Annotated in this window: 14 protein-coding genes; all 14 read right to left on the bottom strand. The window is 72.0% G+C overall.

The window, feature by feature from the left end; translation table 11 throughout:
• Nucleotide 1 precedes the first annotated feature (1 nt).
• The 14 genes from OO52_RS21575 to OO52_RS21515 all read right to left on the bottom strand — a co-directional run bounded on the left by OO52_RS21575 (nt 2) and on the right by OO52_RS21515 (nt 22,279).
• Nucleotides 2-1,240, bottom strand: coding sequence for a membrane protein (locus OO52_RS21575; RefSeq protein WP_030645249.1), 1,239 nt, complete (start codon nt 1,238-1,240; stop codon nt 2-4).
• 1 nt (nt 1,241) lies between these two features.
• On the bottom strand, nt 1,242-2,774 hold the full coding sequence (locus OO52_RS21570) for a right-handed parallel beta-helix repeat-containing protein (protein WP_231407199.1): 1,533 nt from the start codon (nt 2,772-2,774) through the stop codon (nt 1,242-1,244).
• A gap of 20 nt (nt 2,775-2,794) precedes the next feature.
• Nucleotides 2,795-4,738 (bottom strand): alginate lyase family protein, encoded by a 1,944-nt coding sequence (locus OO52_RS21565; RefSeq protein ID WP_030645247.1) that lies wholly within the window; start codon nt 4,736-4,738, stop codon nt 2,795-2,797.
• Nucleotides 4,735-6,906, bottom strand: a complete 2,172-nt coding sequence (locus OO52_RS21560) for a bi-domain-containing oxidoreductase (RefSeq protein ID WP_030645246.1) — start codon at nt 6,904-6,906, stop codon at nt 4,735-4,737. The genes OO52_RS21565 and OO52_RS21560 overlap by 4 nt, the downstream gene beginning before the upstream one ends.
• Nucleotides 6,907-6,923: 17 nt before the next feature.
• Nucleotides 6,924-8,858, bottom strand: a complete 1,935-nt coding sequence (asnB, locus tag OO52_RS21555) for an asparagine synthase (glutamine-hydrolyzing) (RefSeq protein WP_030645244.1) — start codon at nt 8,856-8,858, stop codon at nt 6,924-6,926.
• A 3-nt stretch (nt 8,859-8,861) separates the two neighbouring features.
• Nucleotides 8,862-10,382 (bottom strand): Wzz/FepE/Etk N-terminal domain-containing protein, encoded by a 1,521-nt coding sequence (locus OO52_RS21550; RefSeq protein ID WP_030645242.1) that lies wholly within the window; start codon nt 10,380-10,382, stop codon nt 8,862-8,864.
• Nucleotides 10,379-11,749 (bottom strand): Wzz/FepE/Etk N-terminal domain-containing protein, encoded by a 1,371-nt coding sequence (locus OO52_RS21545; protein WP_030645240.1) that lies wholly within the window; start codon nt 11,747-11,749, stop codon nt 10,379-10,381. The genes OO52_RS21550 and OO52_RS21545 overlap by 4 nt, the downstream gene beginning before the upstream one ends.
• The gene (locus OO52_RS21540; protein ID WP_030645238.1) at nt 11,746-13,011 is read right to left on the bottom strand and encodes a glycosyltransferase family 4 protein; all 1,266 of its coding nucleotides are present in this window, start codon (nt 13,009-13,011) and stop codon (nt 11,746-11,748) included. The genes OO52_RS21545 and OO52_RS21540 overlap by 4 nt, the downstream gene beginning before the upstream one ends.
• Nucleotides 13,001-14,317, bottom strand: a complete 1,317-nt coding sequence (locus tag OO52_RS21535) for a nucleotide sugar dehydrogenase (RefSeq protein ID WP_030645236.1) — start codon at nt 14,315-14,317, stop codon at nt 13,001-13,003. Before OO52_RS21535 ends, OO52_RS21540 begins: the two co-directional genes overlap by 11 nt.
• 73 nt (nt 14,318-14,390) lie before the next feature.
• Nucleotides 14,391-15,869: a sugar transferase gene (locus OO52_RS21530; protein WP_199819904.1), complete on the bottom strand. Its 1,479-nt coding sequence runs from the start codon at nt 15,867-15,869 to the stop codon at nt 14,391-14,393.
• 568 nt (nt 15,870-16,437) lie between these two features.
• Nucleotides 16,438-17,202, bottom strand: coding sequence for a hypothetical protein (locus OO52_RS54620; protein ID WP_420711366.1), 765 nt, complete (start codon nt 17,200-17,202; stop codon nt 16,438-16,440).
• Between the two features lie 79 nt (nt 17,203-17,281).
• Nucleotides 17,282-18,283, bottom strand: coding sequence for a methylmalonyl Co-A mutase-associated GTPase MeaB (gene meaB / locus OO52_RS21525; RefSeq protein WP_030645232.1), 1,002 nt, complete (start codon nt 18,281-18,283; stop codon nt 17,282-17,284).
• A 7-nt stretch (nt 18,284-18,290) separates the two neighbouring features.
• Entirely contained in the window at nt 18,291-20,465 is a 2,175-nt protein-coding gene (gene scpA / locus OO52_RS21520; protein WP_030645230.1) for a methylmalonyl-CoA mutase, read from the bottom strand.
• Nucleotides 20,465-22,279 carry a methylmalonyl-CoA mutase family protein gene (locus OO52_RS21515; protein ID WP_030645228.1) on the bottom strand — a complete coding sequence of 605 codons (1,815 nt, stop codon included), beginning with the start codon at nt 22,277-22,279 and terminating at the stop codon, nt 20,465-20,467. Before OO52_RS21515 ends, scpA begins: the two co-directional genes overlap by 1 nt.
• Nucleotides 22,280-22,357: the final 78 nt, after the last annotated feature.

The raw sequence follows: 22,357 nt of genomic DNA, 5'->3' as shown, positions 1-22,357 counted from the left end.
GTCAGCTCACCTCCCGATCCCGGGCCCAGCGCGGGATACCTGGTCGTGGGGGTGGGGGTGCCGGGAGCGGCGTGGCCGCGGCGGGCGCCGCGAGCAGCGAGGCGGCCAGGGCCAGATGCAGCAGATACGGCGAGGCGTCGCCGAGGCCGGCCTCGGTGTACGACGAGATCGCGACGTAACTGATCAGGAAGATCGCGCAGGCCCTCGGCAGCGACGGCGGCCGCAGCAGCGCGACGGCGCCGAGCACGAGGATGACGGCCGCCACGATGGCGACACCGATCAGACCCTGCTCGTTGTAGACGGCCAGCCAACTGTTGTCGATCGGCAGCCCGCCGAACGACTTGTCGCCCAGGCCCACACCGAAGAACTGCTCCGCGGTCGTCCGCGGCGCTGCCAGCAGGGCGTCCCAGACCTTGGCCCGGCCGGTGAGGCTGGAGAAGTTCTCCTTGCTCTGTCCCCGCAGGAACCACGCCTGGAGCGCGGAGGCGAACCCCACCGCGGCCACTGTGGCGACCAGCACCGCCCAGGTGAAGAACCGGCGGGCCGCGGCGCTGGTCAGCAGGAGCGAGCCGATCGCCAACGCCAGCCCGACGAGCAGGCCGACGGTGGCCGTGCGGGTGTGGGTGAGCGCGAGCAGGACGAGTGACGGGACGATGACCACCGCCGCGCCGGCCCTGTCGACCTGGCGGCCCAGGAGGAGCAGCACGGTCAGCCCGGTGATCACCGCCGCGTACTGCCCGATCTGCGGCGGGGTGAGCGGCCACAGCGCGCCGACGAGGCGTCCGCCGTAGAGATCCGGCATGGCCGCGCCGGGTGAGATGGCCAGGCCCGCGGCCACCGACACGAGCACCGCGAAGTACATCCGGATGTGGTGGCGGACGAACGTCACACTCCCGTCCCACCAGCGGGTCACCAGCCACAGCGTGCCGACGAAGAGGGCCAGCCGGGTGCAGCGGAACAGCGCGCCGAACCCGGACTCCAGGTGCACGCTGGAGATCACGCTCGGCACCAGCAGCAGGGTCAGCAGGAAGACGAAGGCGCTGGGTCTGATGCGCAGCCGCACATTGAGCGCGAGCGCCAGTGCGAACGCGACGACCAGCGAACCCATGGTGACGAGCTGGATGAGGGAGCGCGGTAGCTGCACGATGGTCTTCGCCCCGGCGGAGCCGAGCGTGTTGAGGCCGAGCAGCAGCCAGACGATCCCGACGGCCTTCGGAGTGGTGGCGGGGGCACGGTCCATCTCAACCACCCGCCCGTTCCGTGGGGAACCTGCTGTCCGCGTCCTGCCGGTACGGCGGGCCCTGCCACTGCCACGGGTCGAGCACCTGGCTCGGGTCCTCGACGACGAACTGCCACGGCCCCCGGTAGGTGTTGTCGTGCCAGCGGTTGTGCTGCTTGAAGGTGATCGCCTCGGCCACCCGCTTGCCCTTGTACGGTGACCAGTCCGGATACGTGCCGTAGTTGGCGAGCACCGCCATGCGGTCGCACTTCTCCGTGCACCTGACGACGGACCTGTCCAGGACGAAGCGGTTGTCGTGGATGTCCACCCGCTGTGTCTTCCACCGGCAGTCGGCGTACAGCGGTGCGCCGGCGATCGCCGGTTTCACGCAACGGTCCTTGTCCTTCACCAGCAGCGTGCAGTCACCGGAGGAGGTGTTGGCCGGACTGTTGCAGAACCGGTCGGCGTTCTCCCACAGGGTGATCCCGTTCCAGTTGTCCTCCAGCACGTTCCGGTAGATGTCGATCTTGTCCGTGCGGGCTTCGACCCGTGGTTCGCCGCCGGCCTCGGACAGGTAGACCGTCGCGTACGGGAAGTCGTCGCCGCGCTCGGCGGACTCGCGGCCCTCGACCCAGTTGTTCCGCCGGATCGTGTTGTTCCGGATGACCGCGTTGTAGCTGATCTCGTAGACCAGCGCGGCGCCGTCGTTCTTCTCGATCAGGTTGTCCTCGATGCGGAAGTCGTTGTTGTTGGTGTCCGCCCACAACCCGGCTCCGCGGTTGTCGTGCACCCAGTTGCCGCGTACCTCGGCGCCGTCGACGGCCCAGAACTTGATGCCACCGGTGCAGCCGCAGCCGGGCTTGCGCCGCTCCCAGTCGCCGGTGTTGTTGCCGACGATCTCGTTGCCCTCGACCACCAGGTCGCGGATGGTGTTGCCGGTCTTGTACGCGTTCATTCCGTACTGGCCGTTGTCGCGCAGGCAGTTGGCGCGGACCTGCTGGCGGGCGCCGGCCATCAGCCCGGCGCCGTCGTTGTTCTGGATCGTGGTGTGCTCGATCACCCATCCGTCGGCCATGTCGTGGTTGACCACGCCCTCGTCGGTCGGTGCGACGAAGCGCTGCACGGTCAGGAAGCGGATGGTGACGTCACGGGCGGTGCCGCTGAACGCGTACGCGTTCTTCCTCCCGCCGTCGAGAACCGCGCCCGGCGCACCGATGTAGCGGTCCCCCTTCTTGGGCATGACCTGGGCGTAGCGCTCCGGCTCGAGCCGATGCGTGCCCGGCCGCAGCCAGAACGTGGTGCCCGGGGGGTTGCTCCTCGTCTTCTCGGCCAGGTCACCGACCACGTCGGGGTCGACCGTCACCGCGCCCGCAGGCGCCTCGGCGGGCCCGGCCCCGGGCTCGGCGCACACCCGGGCCGCGGCTGACGCGGCCCCCGGTCCGGAGGGCGTGGCGGCCGGCTTCCCCGGTGTGTCCGGCGAGCTCGTACAACCGGTCACCGCCAGCAGGGTCAGCGCCAGCGGTGCCGCCGGCAACGCCCAACGCCGGCACTCCATCCCCACGGGTCCCCTCCCCCCTAGCCGCGGAACGTCAGTACGGTGGTGAACCCCCGCACGCCGTCGGCGAAACCGGTGCCGACCAGCGTGGTGGTGGGTTCCTTGCGTCCGAATCCCGCGGAGTACCAGCCCAGCGGCGGCCCGGTCTCCCCGCGGTGCGCACGCCAGGACAGTTCCCCGGGCAGGACGAGCACCGCGGAGCGGTCCTCGCCGTCCCGGGTCCAGGTGAGCCGCGCCCGGTTCCCCACCAGGTCCGCGGTGACCGCCGGGCCGAGGTGGAACGCCAGCCGCACGGCCCGGCGCGGGCCGCGCACCTCGTCGACCACCCTCACCTCCTGCTCCGCGGCCGTCAGCTCCACCCGGCGGCGGTGTACGGAGGGCCGGTAACCGTCGTGTTCGGCACACCAGCGGGCCACGCCCTCGCCGGAGGTGTCCGCGACCAGGACGCGGCTGGTGGCATGCCGGGTCCACAGGAACGGGCCGCCGGAGACGGACTGGTCACCGTCGTCCAGTTGCAGGGTGTTGTGGCCGAGGGTCGACCGGAAGTACCGCCGCCACTCGGGCTGCCCGTGGTAGCAGTACGTCCCCGGGTCCGCGAGGACGTCGACCCCGTCGTGCCGGACCTCCACGGACAGCGCGTCCGCGTGGGCGTGCGCGGCGATGGACAGGAAGCCGTGCGGACCGCCGTCGCAGCGGCACCAGATCTCGCCCGGGCCGCGGAGGATGGTCATGCCCGCATCCGTGAAATGCGCCGGGCGGCTTTCGGGGCGGGTCACGGACAGTCCGCCGGGCTTGACGAGCGCGGCCAGCAGGGGGGTGCGCACATCGGTGCCGGTCACCGCCGGCCACCAGGGGAGCCGGCCGAACACGGCGTCCCCGGTGGCCAGCAGCGAGCCCCAGCGGTCGGTGCCCGCGCCGTCCACGACCAGGCCGTGCCCGTCGTCCGCGTCCCCCTGGCGCGGCGGCCGTAGCCGGTTGTCCACGACGGCCGCGAGCGCGTCGGTCATCCGCAGCAGCACCAGACGGACCGTCGCGGGGACCGGCACGTCCGCGGCATCCGCCTCGGCCACCGCGGCCAGACCCAGCTCCAGCACCAGGCCGTGGTACTCGGTCGCCAGCTCGCGGTTGAGGCCGGAGGGGAAGGTGTTGCCGCGCAGGTGCCGCTCCAGCGACCGCAGCGCGTCGGCCCGCCAGCGCGCCGAGGAGGGGAACCAGTCGAACGCGCAGGCCGCGGCGAACTGCCCGGCGGCCTCGGCGATGACGTGGTTGTTCGCCGACGACCCCCGGCTGGGAAAGGCGGCCAGCCAGCGCTGGTGGTGCCAGATCTGGTTCAGCGCCACCGGGTCGCCCTCGAACAGGGCGGCCGCGCCGGACCAGCCGTCGAGCAGCCGGCGGATCCACACCCAGGACAGCAGCCGGATGCCCAGCTCGATGCCGCTGGTCCAGTGCACCCCAAGCAGCGGCGGGTTGGCCGCCCACCACGACCGCAGGTGCCCGGCCACGCGCTCGGCGTACCGCTCGTTGCCGGTGACCGCGTAGGCGGCGGCGAGCCGGGTGAGGTACTGGTGCCGGGACAGCTCCCAGATCTGCTTGATGTCCCCGACCGCGTCCTCGTTCCGGTAGGGCACGTCGAAGGCGTAGCCCCGCGGGGCCCGGCGCCCGGTCTTCGGGTCGTACCACCAGTCCGGATCGGCCAGGTCGTCGCGGACCACCCCGAAGTACTCGGCGTGCCCGTCCATCAGCCGGTCCGCCTCGGCGACGAGGCGTTTCGCGGCGTCCGGTGGCACCGCGGCCATCGTCCCCGCGGGCAGGACCGCGGTGAACCGGGCGCCGGTCACCTTCGGGCAGTCCGGCAGCGCCGAGCGCCACCGCCGCCTGCGCACCGCGTCGCCCATCCGGCCCGCGACCTCCTGCGGTCCCATCCGGGACAGCCGCCGCAGGTACCAGCCCGCGCTCATGGTCATCGTGCCCGCTCCAACGTCACCGGCGCACCGCAGGCCAGGCCGGTCTCGACGGCGAGGGTGGCCGCCGTGGTGGCGGCCAGCGACCGAAGCGGCACCGGCATCGGCCCGCCGGTCCGTACGGCCTTGACGAACGCGGCCAGTTCGGCGTTCTGGCCCTTGTCCCGGGCCTTCGGCAGTCGCGAACTGACCCACCGCTCGGGGCCGTAGACCGAGGCACGGACGAAGTCGTCGAGCCGCAGCGCACGGCCGTCCGCGACCAGGTCCAGCGTCTCCTTGGGGAAGCCGGACGGGCCGGTCGTGACATAGCTGATGGTGGCCGTGGACCCGTCCGGGTAGCGCAGCACGACCTGCACGTCCTCGTTGCCGGACGTGGCGGTCGCGTACACGGACACCGGGTCGGCGTCCAGCAGCCAGCTCGCCGTGTCGATGAAGTGCCCGCCTTCACCCACGAACCGCGAGCCCTCGGAGCCCTGTCGCAAGTACCAGCTTCCGTGGTCGAGGCGTCCCGCGTTGACCAGGTAGCGGAGGTTCGCCGGGCCGGTCCGGGCGCCGAACCGCTGCTTGGCCTCGCGCAGCAGGGGCGAGAACCGGCGGTTGAATCCGACCTGGAGCCGGTCGTTGCCGGACTCCTCCACGGCGGCCAGGACGTCGGCCAGTTCGTCCTCGGTGAGGGCGAGGGGCTTCTCCACGAACACGGCCTTGCCGGCGAGGAGCGCCCTGCGGGTGAGCGCCGCGTGCGAGCTGTGCCGGGTGACCACGAACACCGCGTCGACGGACTTGTCGCCGAGCACGGCGTCGAGATCGGTGGTCGCCTCGTCGAAGCCGAACTTCCGCTGCGCGTTGGCCGCGGACAGCGCGGTCGTGGTGACGACGGTCGACAGCTTCACGCCGTCGCGCCGTGCCAGGTGCGGCAGCAGCATCGAACTCGCGTAGTTGCCCGCCCCGACGAACGCGAGCCGTACCGGCGTCCTGGCGGCCCGGACCGGACTCCGCTGCACGTTCACCGCGGGCACGGCCACTTCCGGGGCCGCCGCCTCCACCGTGTGCCCGGGGTAGCGGAACAGCACGGCCACGGCCTTCAGGTCGCCGTCCTTCAGGCGCTGGTACGTCTCGACGGCGTCGTCGAAGTCGGCGACGTGGGAGACCAGCGGTTCCACGTCGACGCTGCCGCGGGCGAGGAGATCGAGGAAGCACGCCAGGTTGCGGCGCTCGGTCCAGCGCACGTAGCCGATCGGGTAGTCCCGCCCCTCCAGCTCGTACTCCGGGTCGTAGCGACCGGGGCCGTAGCTGCGGGAGAACCGGACGTCGAGCTCCTTCTCGTAGTACGCGTTCCACGGCAGGTCCAGGCGGCACTTGCCGATGTCGACGACCCGGCCGCGGTCCCGGCACAGCTTGGCGGCCAGCTCGACGGGCTGGTTGCTGCCGCCGCCGGCGGCCAGGTACACCTGGTCCACGCCGTGTCCGCCGGTGAGTTCGGCCACGGCGGTCTCCACGGCCGCGGACGCCGGATCGCCGCACGCCGCGGCGCCCAGGCGCTCGGCCAGCTCGCAGCGCACCGGGTCGGGGTCGGCGCCGACGACGCGGACTCCCGAGGCGGCCAGGAGCTGCACCACGAGCTGCCCGATCAGGCCGAGGCCGATGACCAGCGCCACTTCGCCGAGCTGCGGCTCGCCCTGGCGGACGCCCTGCAACGCGATCGACCCGACGGTGCCGAAGGCCGCGTGCCGGGGCGCGAGGCCGTCCGGCACCGGGGTGTAGAGGTTCTTCGGCACCCAGTTCAGCTCGGCGTGCAGCGCGTGCTCGTTGCCGGCGCAGGCCACGAGGTCCCCGACCTTCACGTCGTCGATGCCGGCGCCGACCTGCTCGACCACCCCGCACAGCGAGTAGCCCAGCGGCGTGTAGGAGTCCAGCTTGCCCATCACCTTGCGGTAGGTGGCGGGCACCCCGTTGGTGGCCACGCTCTGCATGACCTTGGCCACCTGGTCCGGACGGGAGCGGGCCTTGCCCAGCATCGACATGCCGGCCTCGGACACCTTCATCAGCTCGGTCCCGGTGGAGATCAGCGAGTAGGCGCTGCGGACCAGCACACCGCCCGGCTTGCACCCCGGCACCGGGACGTCGAGCACCGCCAGCTCGCCGCTCTTGTAGTTCTGCACTACCTGCTTCACTCGAACTCCTCTGATTCCTAAGCCGTCAACCGAGTGCTCTGGCCGGACCCAGAGGTCGCGTCGCGATACCAGTACTCGAGCGTCAGTACGTGCCACAGATGCTTGGAGAAGTCCCGCTGCCCGGCGGCGTCCTCGGCGACCATCCGCGTCAGTGCGTCGCGGCGCAGGAACCCGGAACGGACGAGCTCGCCGTCGTTGACCACCTCACGCACCAGCGGTGCCAGATCCCGGCTCATCCAGGCGCGCAGCGGGGCGCTGAACAGGCCCTTGGGCCGGTACACGATCTCCCGGGGCAGGACCGAGGTGGCCGCCTCCTTGAGGACGGCCTTCCCCTGCCGTCCGACGATCTTGCGATCCCCGGGCACGGTGAACGCCGCCTTGACCACCTCGACGTCCACGTACGGCACCCGCACCTCGGTCGACGCGGCCATGCTGGAGCGGTCCGTGTACGCGAGGTTCAGGCCCGGCAGGAACATCCGGGCGTCGCCCAGGCACATGCGGTTGACGAAGTCGTCGAGGTCGTTGTCCTCGTAGACGTCCGCGTGCTCGGTGAGCACGTCCTCGACCGTCCCGGCCAGGTCCGGATCGAGAAGGGCGAGCAGCTCGTCCCGGTCGTACATGGTGTAGCTGCGCCGGAACGCGGTCTCCTCCGGCAGGTCGGCGAAGGACAGGAACCGCTTCGCGAAGCGCACCGACCGGTACCCCCGGCGGGCCGTCGCGACCGGCAGCCGGTCCACGACCGCGGACACCCCGCGCCGCAGGGGCCGCGGGACGCGCTGGTAGCGCAGCGCGAGCAGGTTGGCCAGGTGTTTGCGGTACCCGGCGAACAACTCGTCGGCGCCCATCCCGGAGAGCATGACCTTGACCCCGGCCTCCCGGGCGGCCGAGCAGATCAGGAACGTGTTGATCGCGGCCGGGTCGCCGATCGGCTCGTCCAGGTGGTACGTCATCCGCGGCAGCAGGTCGAGCACGTTCGGGGCGATCTCGATCTCGTGCAGGTCGACGCCGAACCGCCCGGCCACCTGCCGGGCGTAGCGCAGGTCGTCCGGCATCGCCTCGAACCTGGCGTCCTCGGCGCGGAACCCGATCGTGTAGGCGGAGATCCCGGGCTGGTGGCGGGCCGCCAGCGCGGTCAGGTAGCTGGAGTCCAGCCCGCCGGAGAGGAAGGTCGCCACGGGTACGTCGGAGAGCAGGTGGCGCCGGGTCGACTCCTCGACGACCGCGGCGACGTCAGGCCGCTCGCCGGCCAGAGCCCGCTCCCGGCCCTCGGCGGCGACGTCCTTGAGGTTCCAGAACCGGCCGCGCTCCACCGAGCCGTCGGCCCGGCAGCGCAGCCAGCTCCCCGGCGGCAGCTTCTCCGCCTCGCGGAACGCGCACCGCGAGTCCGGCACCCAGTAGTACAGCAGCGAGGCCACCAGCGCCGCGTGGTCCACCTCCAGAGGTCCGCCGGTCACGGCGGCGAGAGCCTTCAGCTCGGAGGCGAACACCAGGCCCTCGCCGCGCCGGAGCAGGAACAGCGGCTTGACACCGAGCTGGTCCCGGGCGAGCACCAGGTCACCGGTCCGCTCGTCGAAGATCCCGAACGCGAACATGCCGCGCAGCCGGGGCAGGCAGTCGGTGCCCCAGCGCCGCCAGGCCTCCAGCAGCACCTCGGTGTCGGAGGTGCCGCGGAAGCGCACCCCGGCGGCCGCCAGTTCGGCACGCAGCTCGGGCGCGTTGTACAGCTCGCCGTTGTACGTCAGGGCGAGGCCGCCCGAGACCATCGGCTGGGCGCCGGTCTCGGACAGGTCGATGATGGCCAGCCGGCGGTGCCCGAGGTGCACTTCGCCCTCACCGGCCCGGTGGCTGTACCGGCCCGCCCCGTCCGGACCGCGGTGGGCGAGGGTATCGGTGAGCCGGTCGGTCACCATCTTGCCGTCCGGCCAGCGGTAAGTACCCGCGATGCCACACATGTCCTACCGCGCCTCCTGGTCGTTGTCCGCGCCCCGCGCGGCCCACATCGGCTGCCGCTCCGTCCGCCGCCAGCCCGGCTGCTGGGCCGGCCGCTCGCTCCGGCCGCGGAGCGCGGTGTGCAGCCCGTCCCACAACGTGCCGTCGGTCCGGTCCCGCGGATCGGGGTCGATCAGCACCACGCCGATCACCGCGATGTGCTGGTCCGCGAGCTGCCGCGCCACGGTGTGCAGCCATGCGGCGCTGCCGTGCCCGGCTCGCACGACGAGCACGGTCTGCGTGCCGAGGTGGCGGAGGTCGGTCCACGCCGTGCCGGGCGCGACCGAGCCGACGCCGAGCCGGCGCTCCTGAGGGGGCACGGCCGCGGCACGCTCGCCGCTGACCACGGTCGGGTCTCCGGGCTTCGGGCGGCGGTCCGCGAGCTGCGGGCCGGGCAGACCGTCGACGACGGTCACCGGCCCCTCCTGCGCCATCGCCCTGGCGAGGTCGAGGGCGATCACGCTCGTGCCGCGCGCACAGCCGAGTTCCAGCAGCGACACCGGTTCCGTGGAGTCGCGCACGGTGCGGGCGAGGTGCGCGGTGAGCCGTTCGCGTGCCACCCGGGTCCGTCGGCGCCGCCAGCGCCTGCCCGAGCGGCGGGGCAGTTCCGCGATGACCGAGGCGCCGAGGTTCGCCGCGATGTCCCGGCGCAGCACGGGGCGGTCCGCGACCACGACGCCGACCGCGGCGAGGGCGAGCCCGAGGACGAGGCCGAGGACGAGCCCGATCGCGGCGTCGGTGGCGGCGGCCTTGGGCAGGGAGTGCTTCACCGGGCGCGGGGCGTCCACGATCTCCGTGCCGGCGATGACCTGGGGCGTGCCGACACGCGCCTCCTCGGCGCGCTGGTTGAAATCGGCGATCCGCGTGGTGAGCTCGGCCCGGCGGGCGAAGAGCGACTCGATGCTCGCCGACTCCTGCGGGTCGGTCTCCGTCTCCGGCGACCGGTCGCCGATGTCCTTGTTGACCTGGGCGAGTTCGTCCTTCATACGGTCACGCTGGTCGAGCAGGGCCTTGGCCTCGGCGTTCGCGGTCGCCCGCATTCTCCGCACGTGGTCCGCGACGAACGCGTCGGCCAGCGCTCCGGCCCGGGCCACCGCCTCCGCGTCGCTGTCACCTGTCACGGTGATCTGCAGCAGGTTGTTGGTGACGCCGGTGCCCCGGTAGTCCCGCATGAAGTCCTCGAGATCCTCGGAGGAGTTGAGGGACCGCAGGGCCTTCTCGGCGATCCGCGTGGTTCCCAGCACCTCGACGTCGGTGCGGATCAGCGTCCCGGTGTCGTTCGGCTGGTCCTCCTTGTGCGCGACCAGCACCTTGGTGACCGCGGTCGGCGGCGGTGGCATCAGGACCGCCACGGCCGCGCCGGCCAGCAGTCCGAGGAGCGCCATGGCGCACCAGAGGCGGCGGCGCCTGCGGACCGCGACCACCAGCGCGTGCAGGTCCAGGAGCGGGGTGGTGGCCGACGGCTCCGGTGTCGTGCTCGTCGTCACGCTGAACCTCCCGTCGCCTGGCCGGGCACCGCCAGCGCCAGAGTGGCCTCGTCCGAAGGACGGCCGTCCGTCCGCGTCGGACGGGTCCGGACCATGCCGGCGACGACGATGCCGACGACCTCGTGCCGGCCGTCCGCGCACGCCTCGGCGATGCCGGCGAGCTCCTCCGCGGTCCAGCTCCCCGCGCTGAGGACGACCAGGGCGCCGGTCTCGGTGTCCCGGTCCGGCACGACCGGCCGGTCCACCGAAACCTGCACCACCCGTAGCTGCGGGTCGCTCTTGGCCTCGGCGGCGAGCTGCTCGGCGGCCCGGCGGGCGATCTCGTCACCGTCCGGCACGACAGCCAACAGCCGCCTGGGTGAAGGAAGTTGGGTCCGTATGCGGGCGCACACCCGCCGGTAGCGGATCCGTCGGCGGGCCTCGTCCCCGGATGTCTGCGGGGCCGGGAGGTCCCACCGGGTGTCGATGCCGAGGAGCCGGCGGATCAGGGCTCGTGGACCGCGGTCCTCCGGTCGGCGCCTGCCGCGCCGGTCCGCGGGCACGTCGACGCTGCCGAGGAGCGCCGAGCCCAACGCCGCGGCGATCTCCGGTTCCGTGCGCAGCCGGCGGTTCGCCCGTGCGGCGACGAGATGGCCGATGACCGCGAGCAGGAAGAACAGCAGCGCCCCGGCGACGACGAGCTGCACCCTGGTCGGCGGCGCCTCACCGGTCGGGCGGGCCGCCGGCCCCATGACGACCATGCCGGCCACGGTGTCCGCCGGGTCGGCCTGCTCCAGCTTCGTCATGGCCTCCTCCAGCGACGTGCGCAGCTTCTCGAGCTCGGTGCGGGCCTGCACGCTCTCCACGGTCTGTCCCGGATCGGCGGCGTCGGCCAGTTCGCTGATGCGGCGGTTGGTCTCCTCGACCTTCTTCCGCAGCGCCTCGGGCGCCGTGGCCGCCTTGGAGCCGGCGGCGCCGCCCGCGATCCGCGCCGCGAACTTGACGAACTGGTCGGCCACCTGGTCGGAGAGCCGTTGCGCGCGCTCCGGGGTGTCGGCCGTGCCCGAGATCTTGATGATGTTCCCGTCGGCGGCCTTGGCGGACACCTGGTCCCGCAGCTCGGCGCCGCTGACGCCCGGCCAGTCGAGCGCGGCCGCGGCGCGGTCGACCACCGTCGAACTGGTCGCGATGTCCACCTGGGTGAGCAGTTCGCGCTCTTCCCACTGTCCGGGCAGCAGGACCGAGGCGGACGTCGTGTACCGCGGCGGAAACAGCAGGGACGCGCCGTAGCCGACGAGCGCCCCCACCATGGCGAGGACGGCGAGGAGCCGCCAGCGCCGACGGAGCATCCGCCCGATCGTGACCAGGCGTATCGTGTCATCGCTCAACGGCGCGGCCTCTTCCTTGCCCGGCCCGGGTCGCCCGCCGACACCGGAGCGTGGTCACGGCAGGCGGCGTCGTACGCGGCGAGCAGCGACGCTTGCGAGTTCCGCCAGGAGAGCGGCCCGCCGATCCGCTCCTGGCCGAGCTTGCCCATCCGGGCCCGCTGTTCCGGATCGTCCAGCAGCAGCGCGATGAGCTCGGCGAACCCGGCCTCGTCGTTGGCGGTCGCGTAGACGGCGGCGTCACCGGCGGAGACGCGCGCCTCCTTCAGGTCGAACGAGACGATCGGCCGTCCCATCACCATGTACTCCAGGACCTTGTTCATGGTCGACACGTCGTTGAGCGGATTGAGCGGGTCGGGGGAGAGGCACACGTCCGCGGTGGACAGGTAGCGCACCAGGTCGGCGTCCGGCACGCGCCCGGTGAACTGCACCTGCTCCGAGAGCCCGAGCCGCCGGGACAGCTCCACCATCGCGTCGAAGGTGTCGCCGGCGCCGACGAACACCGCGTGCCAGTCGGTCCGCCCGAGCTCGTCGCGCAGTTTCGCGAGGGCCCGCAAGGCGTAGTCGACCCCGTCCTGCGGGCCCATGACACCGAGGTAGCACAGCAGATGGGGCTTGCCGCGCTTCAGCTCGGGCTCGGGCGGTACCGGCTGGAACCGGTCGGTGTCGGGTGCGCTGCGCACCACGAAGACGTCCTCCGGCCGTCGGCCGCCACGGCGCAGCGCGACGTCCCGGTAGCTCTCGTTCGTGGCGAGCACGACGTCCGCGGCCCGGTAGGTCAGCCGTTCCAGCGCGCACACGGCGCGGTAGAGCAGATCCTTGCCGCGGTCGAAACGGGAGAGGTACAGCTCGGGCACCAGGTCGTGCTGGTCGAACACGAACCGCGCCCCGCGCCGCTTCAGCCACAGTGCCGGCAGGAACAGCAGGTCGGGCGGGTTGCAGGCGTGGACCACGTCGACCGGGCCGACCTTGCGGGCCAGCCGGACCGTGTGCCACAGCGCCGAGCCGTACTCCCGCAGGTAGCCGGCCGGTCCTCCGGTGGCCGCGCGCAACGGGTAGCGGTGGATGCGCACCCCGTCGATCTCCGCCTCGGGCTCCGTGTCCCGCTTGCTCCCCCGGGGACAGATGACGTGCACCTCCCAGCCCGCGTCGCGCAGCGTCGTGCACTCCTGCCACACCCGCCGGTCGAACGGCACGGAAAGGTTCTCCACCAGGATCAGCGCGCGGCGGGCCGGCCCGTCGCCGCCGGTCGCGTCACCAAGCAAGGCCCACGTACCCCGGTTCGGCCCGGCGCGCCTCGGCGTCGGGAAGGCGGATGAGGTCGACGAGGACCGGGCCGTCGCCCTGGGGCAGCGCCGACAGCACGGCCTGGTCCCTGGTCCCGACCAGGCACACCTCGGCGTGCTCCAGCACCTCGCCGACGGAGTTGGCGAGCAACTGCGCGAGGTGCGGCAGCCGGTTCTCGATGTACTCGCGGTTCGCGCCGATCAGCCGGGAGAGGTTCACGTTGGCGTCGTAGATCCGCAGGTCGTACCCCTTGCCGAAGAGCCTCTCCGCCAGCTCGACGAGCGGGCTCTCGCGGAGGTCGTCGGTGCCGGGTTTGAAGGAGAGCCCGAACATGCCTATTCGGCGCTTGCCGGTGCGCTCGACCAGGTCCACCGCACGTTGCAGATGGTCGGAGTTGGAGGGCAGGACGTGGGCGAGGATGGGCACCGAGACGTCGGCCCGCTGCGCCGCGTAGACCAGGCTGCGCAGGTCCTTGGGCAGGCAGGAGCCGCCGAAGGCGAAACCGGGCCGCAGGTAGGCGGGGCTGATGTTCAGCTTGCGGTCGGCCAGGAAGACGTCCATCACCTGGTGCGAGTCCACCCCGAGCGCCTGGCACACCGCGCCCAGCTCGTTCGCGAAGCCGATCTTGAGGCCGTGGAACGCGTTGTCCGCGTACTTGATCGCCTCGGCCGTCGGGACCGGCACCCGGAACACCTCGCCGGGCAAGCCGTCGTACAGCGCCATCACCGCGTCGCCGCTCGCCGGGTCGAGCTCGCCGATGACGGTCTTGGGCGGGTCGAAGAAGTCCCGCACGCTCGTGCCCTCGCGCAGGAACTCCGGGTTGACCGCGACCCCGACGTCCACCCCGGCGGTGCCGCCGACGTACTTCTCCAGGATGGGTACCAGCAGGTTCAGGCAGGTGCCCGGGAGCATGGTGCTGCGGAACACGACGGTGTGCCGTCCGCCCCGCTCGGCCAGCGCCGCGCCGATCTGCTCGGTGACCCGCTCCAAGTACGTGGTGCACAGGCTGCCGTTGGGCTCCGACGGCGTGCCCACGCAGACGAGTGACACCTCGCTGTTCATGATCGCTTCGCGGACGTCGCCGGTGGCGCGCAACGCTCCGGTCCGCACGACCTCGGCGGTGAGCTCGCCGATCCGCTCCTCGACGACCGGGGCCTTGCCGTCGTTGACCAGGTCGACCTTCACCTGGCTGACGTCCACCCCGATGACCTCGTGACCCATGCTGGCCAGGCACGCGGCCGACACGCAGCCCACGTAGCCGAGCCCGAAAACGCTGACTCTCATGACCCGTTCCTCCCCCCAGGCAGGCCTTGTGGCCTGCGGTCCGCGCGCCGGGCCGGACGACGGCCCCCGCGCATCAGTAGGCGCCTTGCCCGTAGAGCACCGCACGCAGCGTCTTCCACAAGATCACTGTGTCCAGGGCGAGCGACCAGTCCTCCACGTACCGGAGGTCCAGCCGGACCGCCTCCTCCCACGACAGGTCGCTGCGTCCGCTGATCTGCCACAGACCGGTGAGTCCGGGCTTGACCAGCAGCCGCCGCCGGATGTCCGGGTCGTACGCGGCGCACTCCTCCGGCAACGGAGGCCGCGGACCGACGAGCGACATCGAGCCGGTGAGCACGTTGAACAGTTGCGGCAGCTCGTCGAGCGAGTACCGGCGCAGCACGGTTCCGACCCGGGTCACCCGCGGATCCCGGCGGAGCTTGAACAGCGGGCCGGCGCCCTCGTTGCGGTGGGCGAGCTGGGCCCGTGCCCCGTCGGCCCCGACGACCATGGTGCGGAACTTGTACATGGTGAACTCGCGGCCGTCCTTGCCGACCCTGCGCTGGCGGTAGAACGCCCCACCCCGGCTGTCCGCCACCACGAGCAGCCCGACGAACACCATCAGCGGCGCGAGCAGCACCAGCAGCAGCGCCGCACCCATCCGGTCCACGACCCCTTTGACCGCCCGGCGGCCCCCGGTGAAGGTCGGCATGCTGACCCGCAGCAGCGGGATCCCGAGCACCGCGTCGACGTGCAGCCGCGGGCCGGCCACCTCCATCAGCACGGGTGCCACGACCATCTCGGCGTCGCTGCCTTCGAGGTTCCAGGCCAGCCGCTGGAGCCGGCCCGGTGACCAGTGCGGGTCCGGTGTGACCGCGACGACGCGGTAGCCGTCGCGGCGGACGTGGTGGGCGACGTCCGCCAGTCGGCCGACGATCGGCACTCCGTCGAGTTCGTCACCGCCGAGCCCGAGACCGTCCGTCGTGCACACCGCGTCCACGCGCCAGCCGAGGTGCGGGAACTTGCGGGTCCGGGTGATCAGGTCGCGCACGGTGGCCACGCTTCCGGCGGCGAGCACCGGTCGCAGGCACCGCCCTTCCTTCCGCTGTTTGTGCAGCCACAGGCGCAGCAGATACCGCGCGGTCATGGTGACGAGCGCGATCGCGGGGATCGCGACGAAGATCCAGAGTTTGATGTTGCGTGAGGTGAGGGCGATTCCGCCGAGCGCGAGTACGACGGTCGCCGTGAACAGTGAGCGTCCGAGCCGCCGGAATTCCTCGGCTCCCTGGCCGAGCACGGCCGGAGCCCACGCCCGGCTCACCGCGAGCGTCCCCAGCACCAGCAGCTCGGTGCCGAACGCGAGAATTCCCCATTTCTCGTGCCAGTTGGCCGCGTCCCGGGCTCCGAAGAAGTTGCCGATCGCCGCCACCACGAAGGCGGTGGCCACGGTATCGCTGATGATCACGGTACGGCGGTACCGCTGCTCCCAATCGATCGCGGGCCGGCTGATTGTCCCGTTCGCCAGACGCTCGTGCGCCGGCGGAAACGGGCTGACAAGTCCCCCTTGCCGCACAGAACCCCCCCAGGTCCCAGTGGTTCGACGTGTTCGCCCAACACTGTTCCGCCCCCTCGGAAGGCCCCCGCCTCCCGTACTGTTCCTCCCCCCGGGAGGCCCCCGCCCCCCGCGCATGCCGTCCCGGCCGTTTCAGAGCCGACGTGGAACCCGTCGAAACCTCGGGTGCTCCCCGCACCCGAAGCCCTTTTCGGGCTCCGGAAATTGATCATCCATTTGTCCGGCACCGGGGACGCTACTGCTGGCCTTCCGTAGTGCCGGACTTAAAGATCATTATTGGTCGCCTCGTGTCCGAACAGCTGAAGCACGGTCAATCTAGACCATCGGAACCGATCTGGAGAGAGGATGTGTGGAATTTGTGCCCAGGCTTTGAGACTTGTTCCGTCGACGGGTGACCCGCCCACGGATGCCTTCGGCGTGGCGCATGGCTTGATCGTGTCGGTGCCCGGTCGAAGTACGGAGCAAGCGTGATCGAAATTCATGGAAACGGGGTTTGGCCCGGCGGTTTGTCCCAGCCCTTTCGCAGCCCCGCCGCAAGGGGCTCTGACCTGCGCAGGCCGCCACCCCGTCACCCCTGTTCGGCGGGACCCGCCCCGGGGCTCAGAGCCACGCCGTCGGACAGTCTGTGACCGAGTTCTTCCAGCCGGGCGACGACGGCACGGGGAGACCGGTTCAGGGCGTCGGCGGCTCGCAGGACATGAGCCGGATCGACCGGCCGGCCGGGGTTCTTCACCGTCCAGGTCCCGGCTCGTGATCCGCGTGCCGACCGGTTCCGGTTGCGGCACGCGGGCGGCGATGCGGAACCCGAAGTGCGTGAGACGGGAGATGACGTCGTCGGTCCTGTGCCCGGTGAGGGAGGCGGCCCGCACGATGTGGGCGGGGTGCTCGTACCGGGATCCAGCGAGGGCCCTTGTGCGTCGCAGGTATCGCTGAGGAGCCGCAGAGCGCCGGGCTGCTGGGGCGGTACCGGACGCATGGCCATCCGGTAGCCGAATTCCGTCAGGCGGTCGACGACGTGGTCGACGGTGTGCCCGGTTTGGTTCGCGGCATCGAGAACGTGTACCGGGTGCACGGGTTCGCCGGGGTCCGGCCAGGGAGCGTCTCCCGTCACCTGCTCACTGACGATGCGGAGGTCGTCGGGTGCGAGGTGGGATACCGATGTGGCCGGGGCCTGGAGACCGAGTCGTTCGAGTCGGTCGACGACCTCTGCGAAGGACCACCCCAGGACTTGGTGGCGACGAAACCCGGGAAGAAGCCGGCGTCCACCAGAGCCTCCCTCCGGAAGGCCTCTACCGTGGCCAAGCTCGGGCCGGCCGGGAGGAGTTCGCGGCAACCCGTCCAGGACCGGCGGCCGTGGATCCCGGTGCTGCGGTGCGGCCCGCCGCGTCGGTGGACGCGGCGGGCCGGGTCGGTCAGCCTCCGGGTGGCGGCGTGCGGCCCTCGAAAGCCGCCAGGATGCGTTCCGCCGCCAGCGTGGCCGTCAACCGTCCTTCCCGGACCTGCTGTTCGAGGTCCGGCGCGGTCGCGCGGACCGCCGGGTCGGCGTGCAGGCGGCCGAGGAGTTCGTCGCGGACCATCGCCCAGGTCCAGCCGACCTGCTGGTCCCGGCGCTTGGCGGCCAGCCGGCCGGTGGAGTCGAGCAGGGTGCGGTGCTGCTCCAGACGCTCCCAGACCGTGTCGAGGCCGGTCGACTCGCGGGCGCTGCAGTGCAGTACCGGCGGGGTCCAGAAGGCGTCCTTGCCGTGCATCAGGCGCAGCGCGCCCGCCAGCTCCCGTGCCGCGGCCCGCGCGTCGCGCTCGTGCGGGCCGTCCGCCTTGTTGACGGCGATCACGTCGGCCAGCTCCAGGACGCCCTTCTTGATGCCCTGCAACTGGTCGCCGGTGCGGGCCAGCGTCAGCAGCAGGAAGGAGTCGACCATCTCGGCGACCGTCGTCTCGGACTGGCCGACGCCTACGGTCTCGACCAGGATCACGTCGTAGCCCGCCGCCTCCATCACCACCATCGACTCCCGGGTGGCCTTCGCGACCCCGCCCAGCGTTCCCGCGCTGGGGGAGGGGCGGACGAAGGCCGCCGGGTCGACCGCCAGGCGTTCCATCCTGGTCTTGTCGCCCAGGATGGAGCCGCCCGTGCGGGTGGAGGACGGGTCGACGGCGAGGACCGCCACCCGGTGGCCCAGCGAGGTCAGCATCGTGCCGAACGCGTCGATGAACGTCGACTTGCCGACCCCCGGCACCCCGCTGATGCCGATGCGCCGCGCCCGGCCGCTGTGCGGCAGCAGCTCGGTGAGCAACTGCTGTGCCAGCGCCCGGTGTTGCGGCCGGGTGGACTCGACGAGCGTGATGGCGCGGGCCACCAGGGCCCGCTTACCGTCGAGCACACCCTTCACATAGGTGTCCAGATCGATCGCGGCCATCGCGGCCCTACAGCTCGTGGCCGAGGTCGGCCGACAGGCGCTTCACCAGGTCGTGGGCGGCGTCCGGGATCACCGTCCCCGGCAGGAACACCTCCGCCGCGCCCATCTCCCGCAGGGTCGGCACGTCCTGCGGCGGGATCACCCCGCCGACCACGATCATGATGTCCTCGCGGCCCTCCTCGGCGAGCTTCTCGCGCAGCGCCGGGACGAGCGTGAGGTGACCGGCGGCCAGCGAGGAGACGCCGACCACGTGCACGTCGGCCTCGACCGCCTGCCGGGCGACCTCGTCCGGCGTCTGGAACAGCGGGCCGACGTCGACGTCGAAGCCGAGGTCGGCGAAGGCGGTCGCGATCACCTTCTGGCCGCGGTCGTGGCCGTCCTGGCCCATCTTGGCGACCAGGATGCGCGGCCGGCGCCCCTCGGCCTCCTCGAACGCGTCCACCAGGGCCCGGGTGCGGTCCACGGACGGGGACTGGCCTGCTTCGTTGCGGTACACGCCGGAGATGGTACGGATCTGGCTCGCGTGCCGCCCGTACACCTTCTCCAGGGCGTCGGAGATCTCACCGACCGTCGCCTTGGCGCGGGCCGCGCGCACGGCCAGCTCCAGCAGGTTCTCCTTGCCGTCGGCCGCCCGGGTCAGCGCGTCCAGGGCGTCCCGGCAGGCCCGCTCGTCGCGCTCCTCGCGCAGCCGGCGCAGCTTCTCGATCTGCTGGGCGCGCACCGAGGAGTTGTCGACCTTGAGGACCTCGATCTGCTCGTCGCTGTCGACGCGGTACTTGTTGACGCCGATCACCGGCTGCCGCCCGGAGTCGATGCGGGCCTGGGTGCGGGCCGCCGCCTCCTCCACGCGCAGCTTGGGGATGCCGGCGTCGATGGCCTGCGCCATGCCGCCCGCCTGCTCGACCTCCTGGATGTGCGCCCACGCCTTGCGGGCGAGGTCGTACGTCAGCCGCTCCACGTAGGCGCTGCCGCCCCACGGGTCGATGACCCGGGTGGTGCCCGACTCCTGCTGGATGAGCAGCTGGGTGTTGCGGGCGATGCGCGCCGAGAAGTCGGTCGGCAGCGCCAGGGCCTCGTCGAGGGCGTTGGTGTGCAGCGACTGGGTGTGGCCCTGGGTCGCCGCCATCGCCTCCACGCAGGTGCGCGTGACGTTGTTGAAGACGTCCTGCGCGGTCAGCGACCAGCCCGAGGTCTGCGAATGGGTGCGCAGGGACAGGGACTTGGTGTTCTTCGGGTCGAACTGCCGCACCAGCTTCGCCCACAGCAGGCGCGCCGCGCGCAGCTTGGCGACCTCCATGAAGAAGTTCATGCCGATCGCCCAGAAGAACGACAGGCGCGGCGCGAACGCGTCCACGTCCAGGCCCGCCTCCCGCCCGGCCCGGATGTACTCCACGCCGTCCGCGAGCGTGTACGCCAGCTCCAGGTCGGCCGTCGCGCCCGCCTCCTGGATGTGGTAGCCGGAGATGGAGATGGAGTTGTAGCGGGGCATCCGCTGCGAGGTGTACGCGAAGATGTCGGAGATGATCCGCATCGACGGCTTCGGCGGATAGATGTAGGTGTTGCGGACCATGAACTCCTTCAGAATGTCGTTCTGAATGGTCCCGGCCAGCTTCTCGGGCGGTACGCCCTGTTCCTCCGCCGCCACGATGTACAGCGCCAGCACCGGCAGCACGGCGCCGTTCATCGTCATCGACACCGTCATCCTGTCCAGCGGGATCCCGTCGAACAGCTGCCGCATGTCGTAGATGGAGTCGATGGCCACGCCCGCCATGCCGACGTCACCGGTCACGCGCGGGTGGTCGCTGTCGTAGCCCCGGTGCGTGGGCAGGTCGAAGGCGACCGAAAGGCCCTTCTGGCCGGCCGCCAGATTGCGCCGGTAGAAGGCGTTGGACTCCTCGGCGGTGGAGAAGCCCGCGTACTGGCGGATCGTCCAGGGCTGGTTGACGTACATCGTGGGGTACGGGCCGCGCAGATACGGCGCGATGCCCGGGTAGGTGCCCAGGAAGTCCAGGCCCTCCAGGTCACGGCCGGTGTACAGCGGCTTGACCCCGATGCCCTCCGGGGTCTCCCACAGCGGCTCGGTGCCCCCGGTGGCCCGCTTCAGGGCCGTGCGCCACTCACCCTCGGTGGCGTCGGCGGCCGGGGTCCCCAGCTCGATGCCGGAGAAGTCGGGGATTCCCATCAGGACACTCCCATGCGGTCGAGGGTCGCGGACAGGACGTCCACGGCGTCACAGCCCGCGAAGACGTACGAGTCGATGCCGGCGTAGTCGCCGCGGCCCGCCAGGAAGACGTGCCGGGCACCGGCCGCGCGCAGCGCCTTCGCGGTCTCCTCGGCCTGTTCGGCGTAGAGCGCGTCGCTGGAGCACAGCACGGCCTCGGTCGCGCCGCTGTCCTCGAAGCGGCCCTCGGTGACCGGCTCGATGCCGCCGGCCTGGAAGAGGTTGGCGGCGAAGGCCGAGCGGGCGGTGTACTCGGCGGCGGAGCCGAGCGTGGCGAGGAAGATCCGTGGCCGGGTGCCGGTCGCCGCCAGGTGGGCGTCGGAGCGGGCGCGCAGCTCCTCGAACGCCTCGTCGCGGCGCACGCGCGGCAGCCCGCCGGACGGCGGCTCGGGCGCGGCGGCGCGCTCCACCGGCTTCTCGGCCAGCAGCGGGAACTCGCTGACCCCGGTGATGGGTTCGCGGCGCTTGGCGAGCCGCTTGGAGCGCTCCGCCCAGGTCGTCGCCAGGTCGGTGCGCAGCCGTCCGGAGCGCAGGACGGCCGCCTGACCGCCGTCGCGTTCGATCGACCGGAAGAACTGCCAGGCGGCCTCGGCGAGTTCGTCCGTCAGTCGCTCGACGTACCAGGAGCCGCCCGCCGGGTCGACGACCCGGGCCAGGTGGGACTCCTCGATCAGGATGGAGGAGGTGTTGCGGGCGATCCGGCGTGCGAACGCGTCCGGGAGGCCGAGTGCGTGGTCGAACGGCAGCACGGTCACGGAGTCCGCGCCGCCCACTCCCGCGGCGAGCGTCGCGACCGTCGTGCGCAGCATGTTCACCCAGGGGTCGCGGCGGGTCATCATCACCGGCGACGTCACCACGTGCTGCACCTGAGCGCCCGCGGCCGGCGCCCCGCACACCTCGGCGACCCGCGCCCACAGCCGGCGGGCCGCGCGGAGCTTGGCGATGGTGAGGAACTGGTCGGCGGTGGCCGCGTAGCGGAACTCCAGCTGGGTGACGGCCTGTTCGACACCCAGCCCGGCCTCGGTCAGCTCCCGCAGGTAGGCCACGCCGGTGGCCAGCGAGGCACCAAGTTCCTGCGCGGCCGAGCCGCCCGCCTCGTGGTACGGCAGCGCGTCCACGGTCAGCGCGCGCAGGCCCGGGTACCGCTCGGCGCAGCGGACGGCCAGGGCGGCGAAGGGGGCGAAGTCCAGTGCGGTGCCGGTGCGGGCCTCGTACCCGAGCGGGTCGCCGCCCAGGTTGCCGCGGGCGGCCTCCGGGTCGATGCCCTTGTCGTCGTACAGCCGCAGCAGCGCCTCGGCGGCGGCCTCGGTGTCGCGGCCCGCGTCCAGGGCGACCGGTGCCAGGTCGAGGTAGACGCCGTCGAGGGCGCGGCCCAGCTCGGAGACCGGGATGCCGCCCTCGCCCAGCACCAGCCACAGGGAGGTGCCGCCGTTCTCCAGGTCGGCGAGCACGGCGTCGGCCGTGCCGTCGGCGAGTGCCGTGTGCCGCTGCCGTACGTCCCAGCCGCTCGTGCTGGTGCCCTCCGGGCGGCTGCCCCGCACGAAGGGGGCGAAGCCCGGCAGGCCGGGGTCGGGCGCGCCGTCGCGCGCGGTGTACAGGGGCCGGGTGCGCAGCCCGTCCTCCAGCGTCGTGGACAGGGCGTCCTCCGCTGCCGCGCCGGTCAGTTCCTTGCCCGACCTGCGCAGGACGCCCTCGACCAGGCGTTGCCACTGCTCATGTGTCGCGTCAGGGAACTCGGCGGCCAGGGAGAGCCCGTCGTCAGGCAGGACCGTCATGGCTCGGATGCTAGGGCAGGGCGTCGGAGCCAGGGCGGAGCACGGGCTGTGAGGTTTCTCTTCTTGCGGTGGTGACCT

It is taken from the genome of Streptomyces flaveolus, assembly GCF_000716535.1.
Lineage (GTDB): Bacteria > Actinomycetota > Actinomycetes > Streptomycetales > Streptomycetaceae > Streptomyces > Streptomyces flaveolus_A.
Note: the sequence above shows the minus strand (reverse complement) of the source record. Positions and strands in the feature narration are given on the sequence as shown.

Bases quoted from the DNA above. Each gene is read 5' to 3' on its own strand.
- asnB (WP_030645244.1), bottom strand. From the start codon at position 8,858: ATGTGTGGCATCGCGGGTACTTACCGCTGGCCGGACGGCAAGATGGTG.
- OO52_RS21515 (WP_030645228.1), bottom strand. From the start codon at position 22,279: ATGACGGTCCTGCCTGACGACGGGCTCTCCCTGGCCGCCGAGTTCCCT.
- meaB (WP_030645232.1), bottom strand. From the start codon at position 18,283: ATGGCCGCGATCGATCTGGACACCTATGTGAAGGGTGTGCTCGACGGT.
- OO52_RS21535 (WP_030645236.1), bottom strand. From the start codon at position 14,317: ATGAGAGTCAGCGTTTTCGGGCTCGGCTACGTGGGCTGCGTGTCGGCC.
- OO52_RS21570 (WP_231407199.1), bottom strand. From the start codon at position 2,774: ATGGAGTGCCGGCGTTGGGCGTTGCCGGCGGCACCGCTGGCGCTGACC.
- OO52_RS21575 (WP_030645249.1), bottom strand. From the start codon at position 1,240: ATGGACCGTGCCCCCGCCACCACTCCGAAGGCCGTCGGGATCGTCTGG.
- OO52_RS21565 (WP_030645247.1), bottom strand. From the start codon at position 4,738: ATGACCATGAGCGCGGGCTGGTACCTGCGGCGGCTGTCCCGGATGGGA.
- scpA (WP_030645230.1), bottom strand. From the start codon at position 20,465: ATGGGAATCCCCGACTTCTCCGGCATCGAGCTGGGGACCCCGGCCGCC.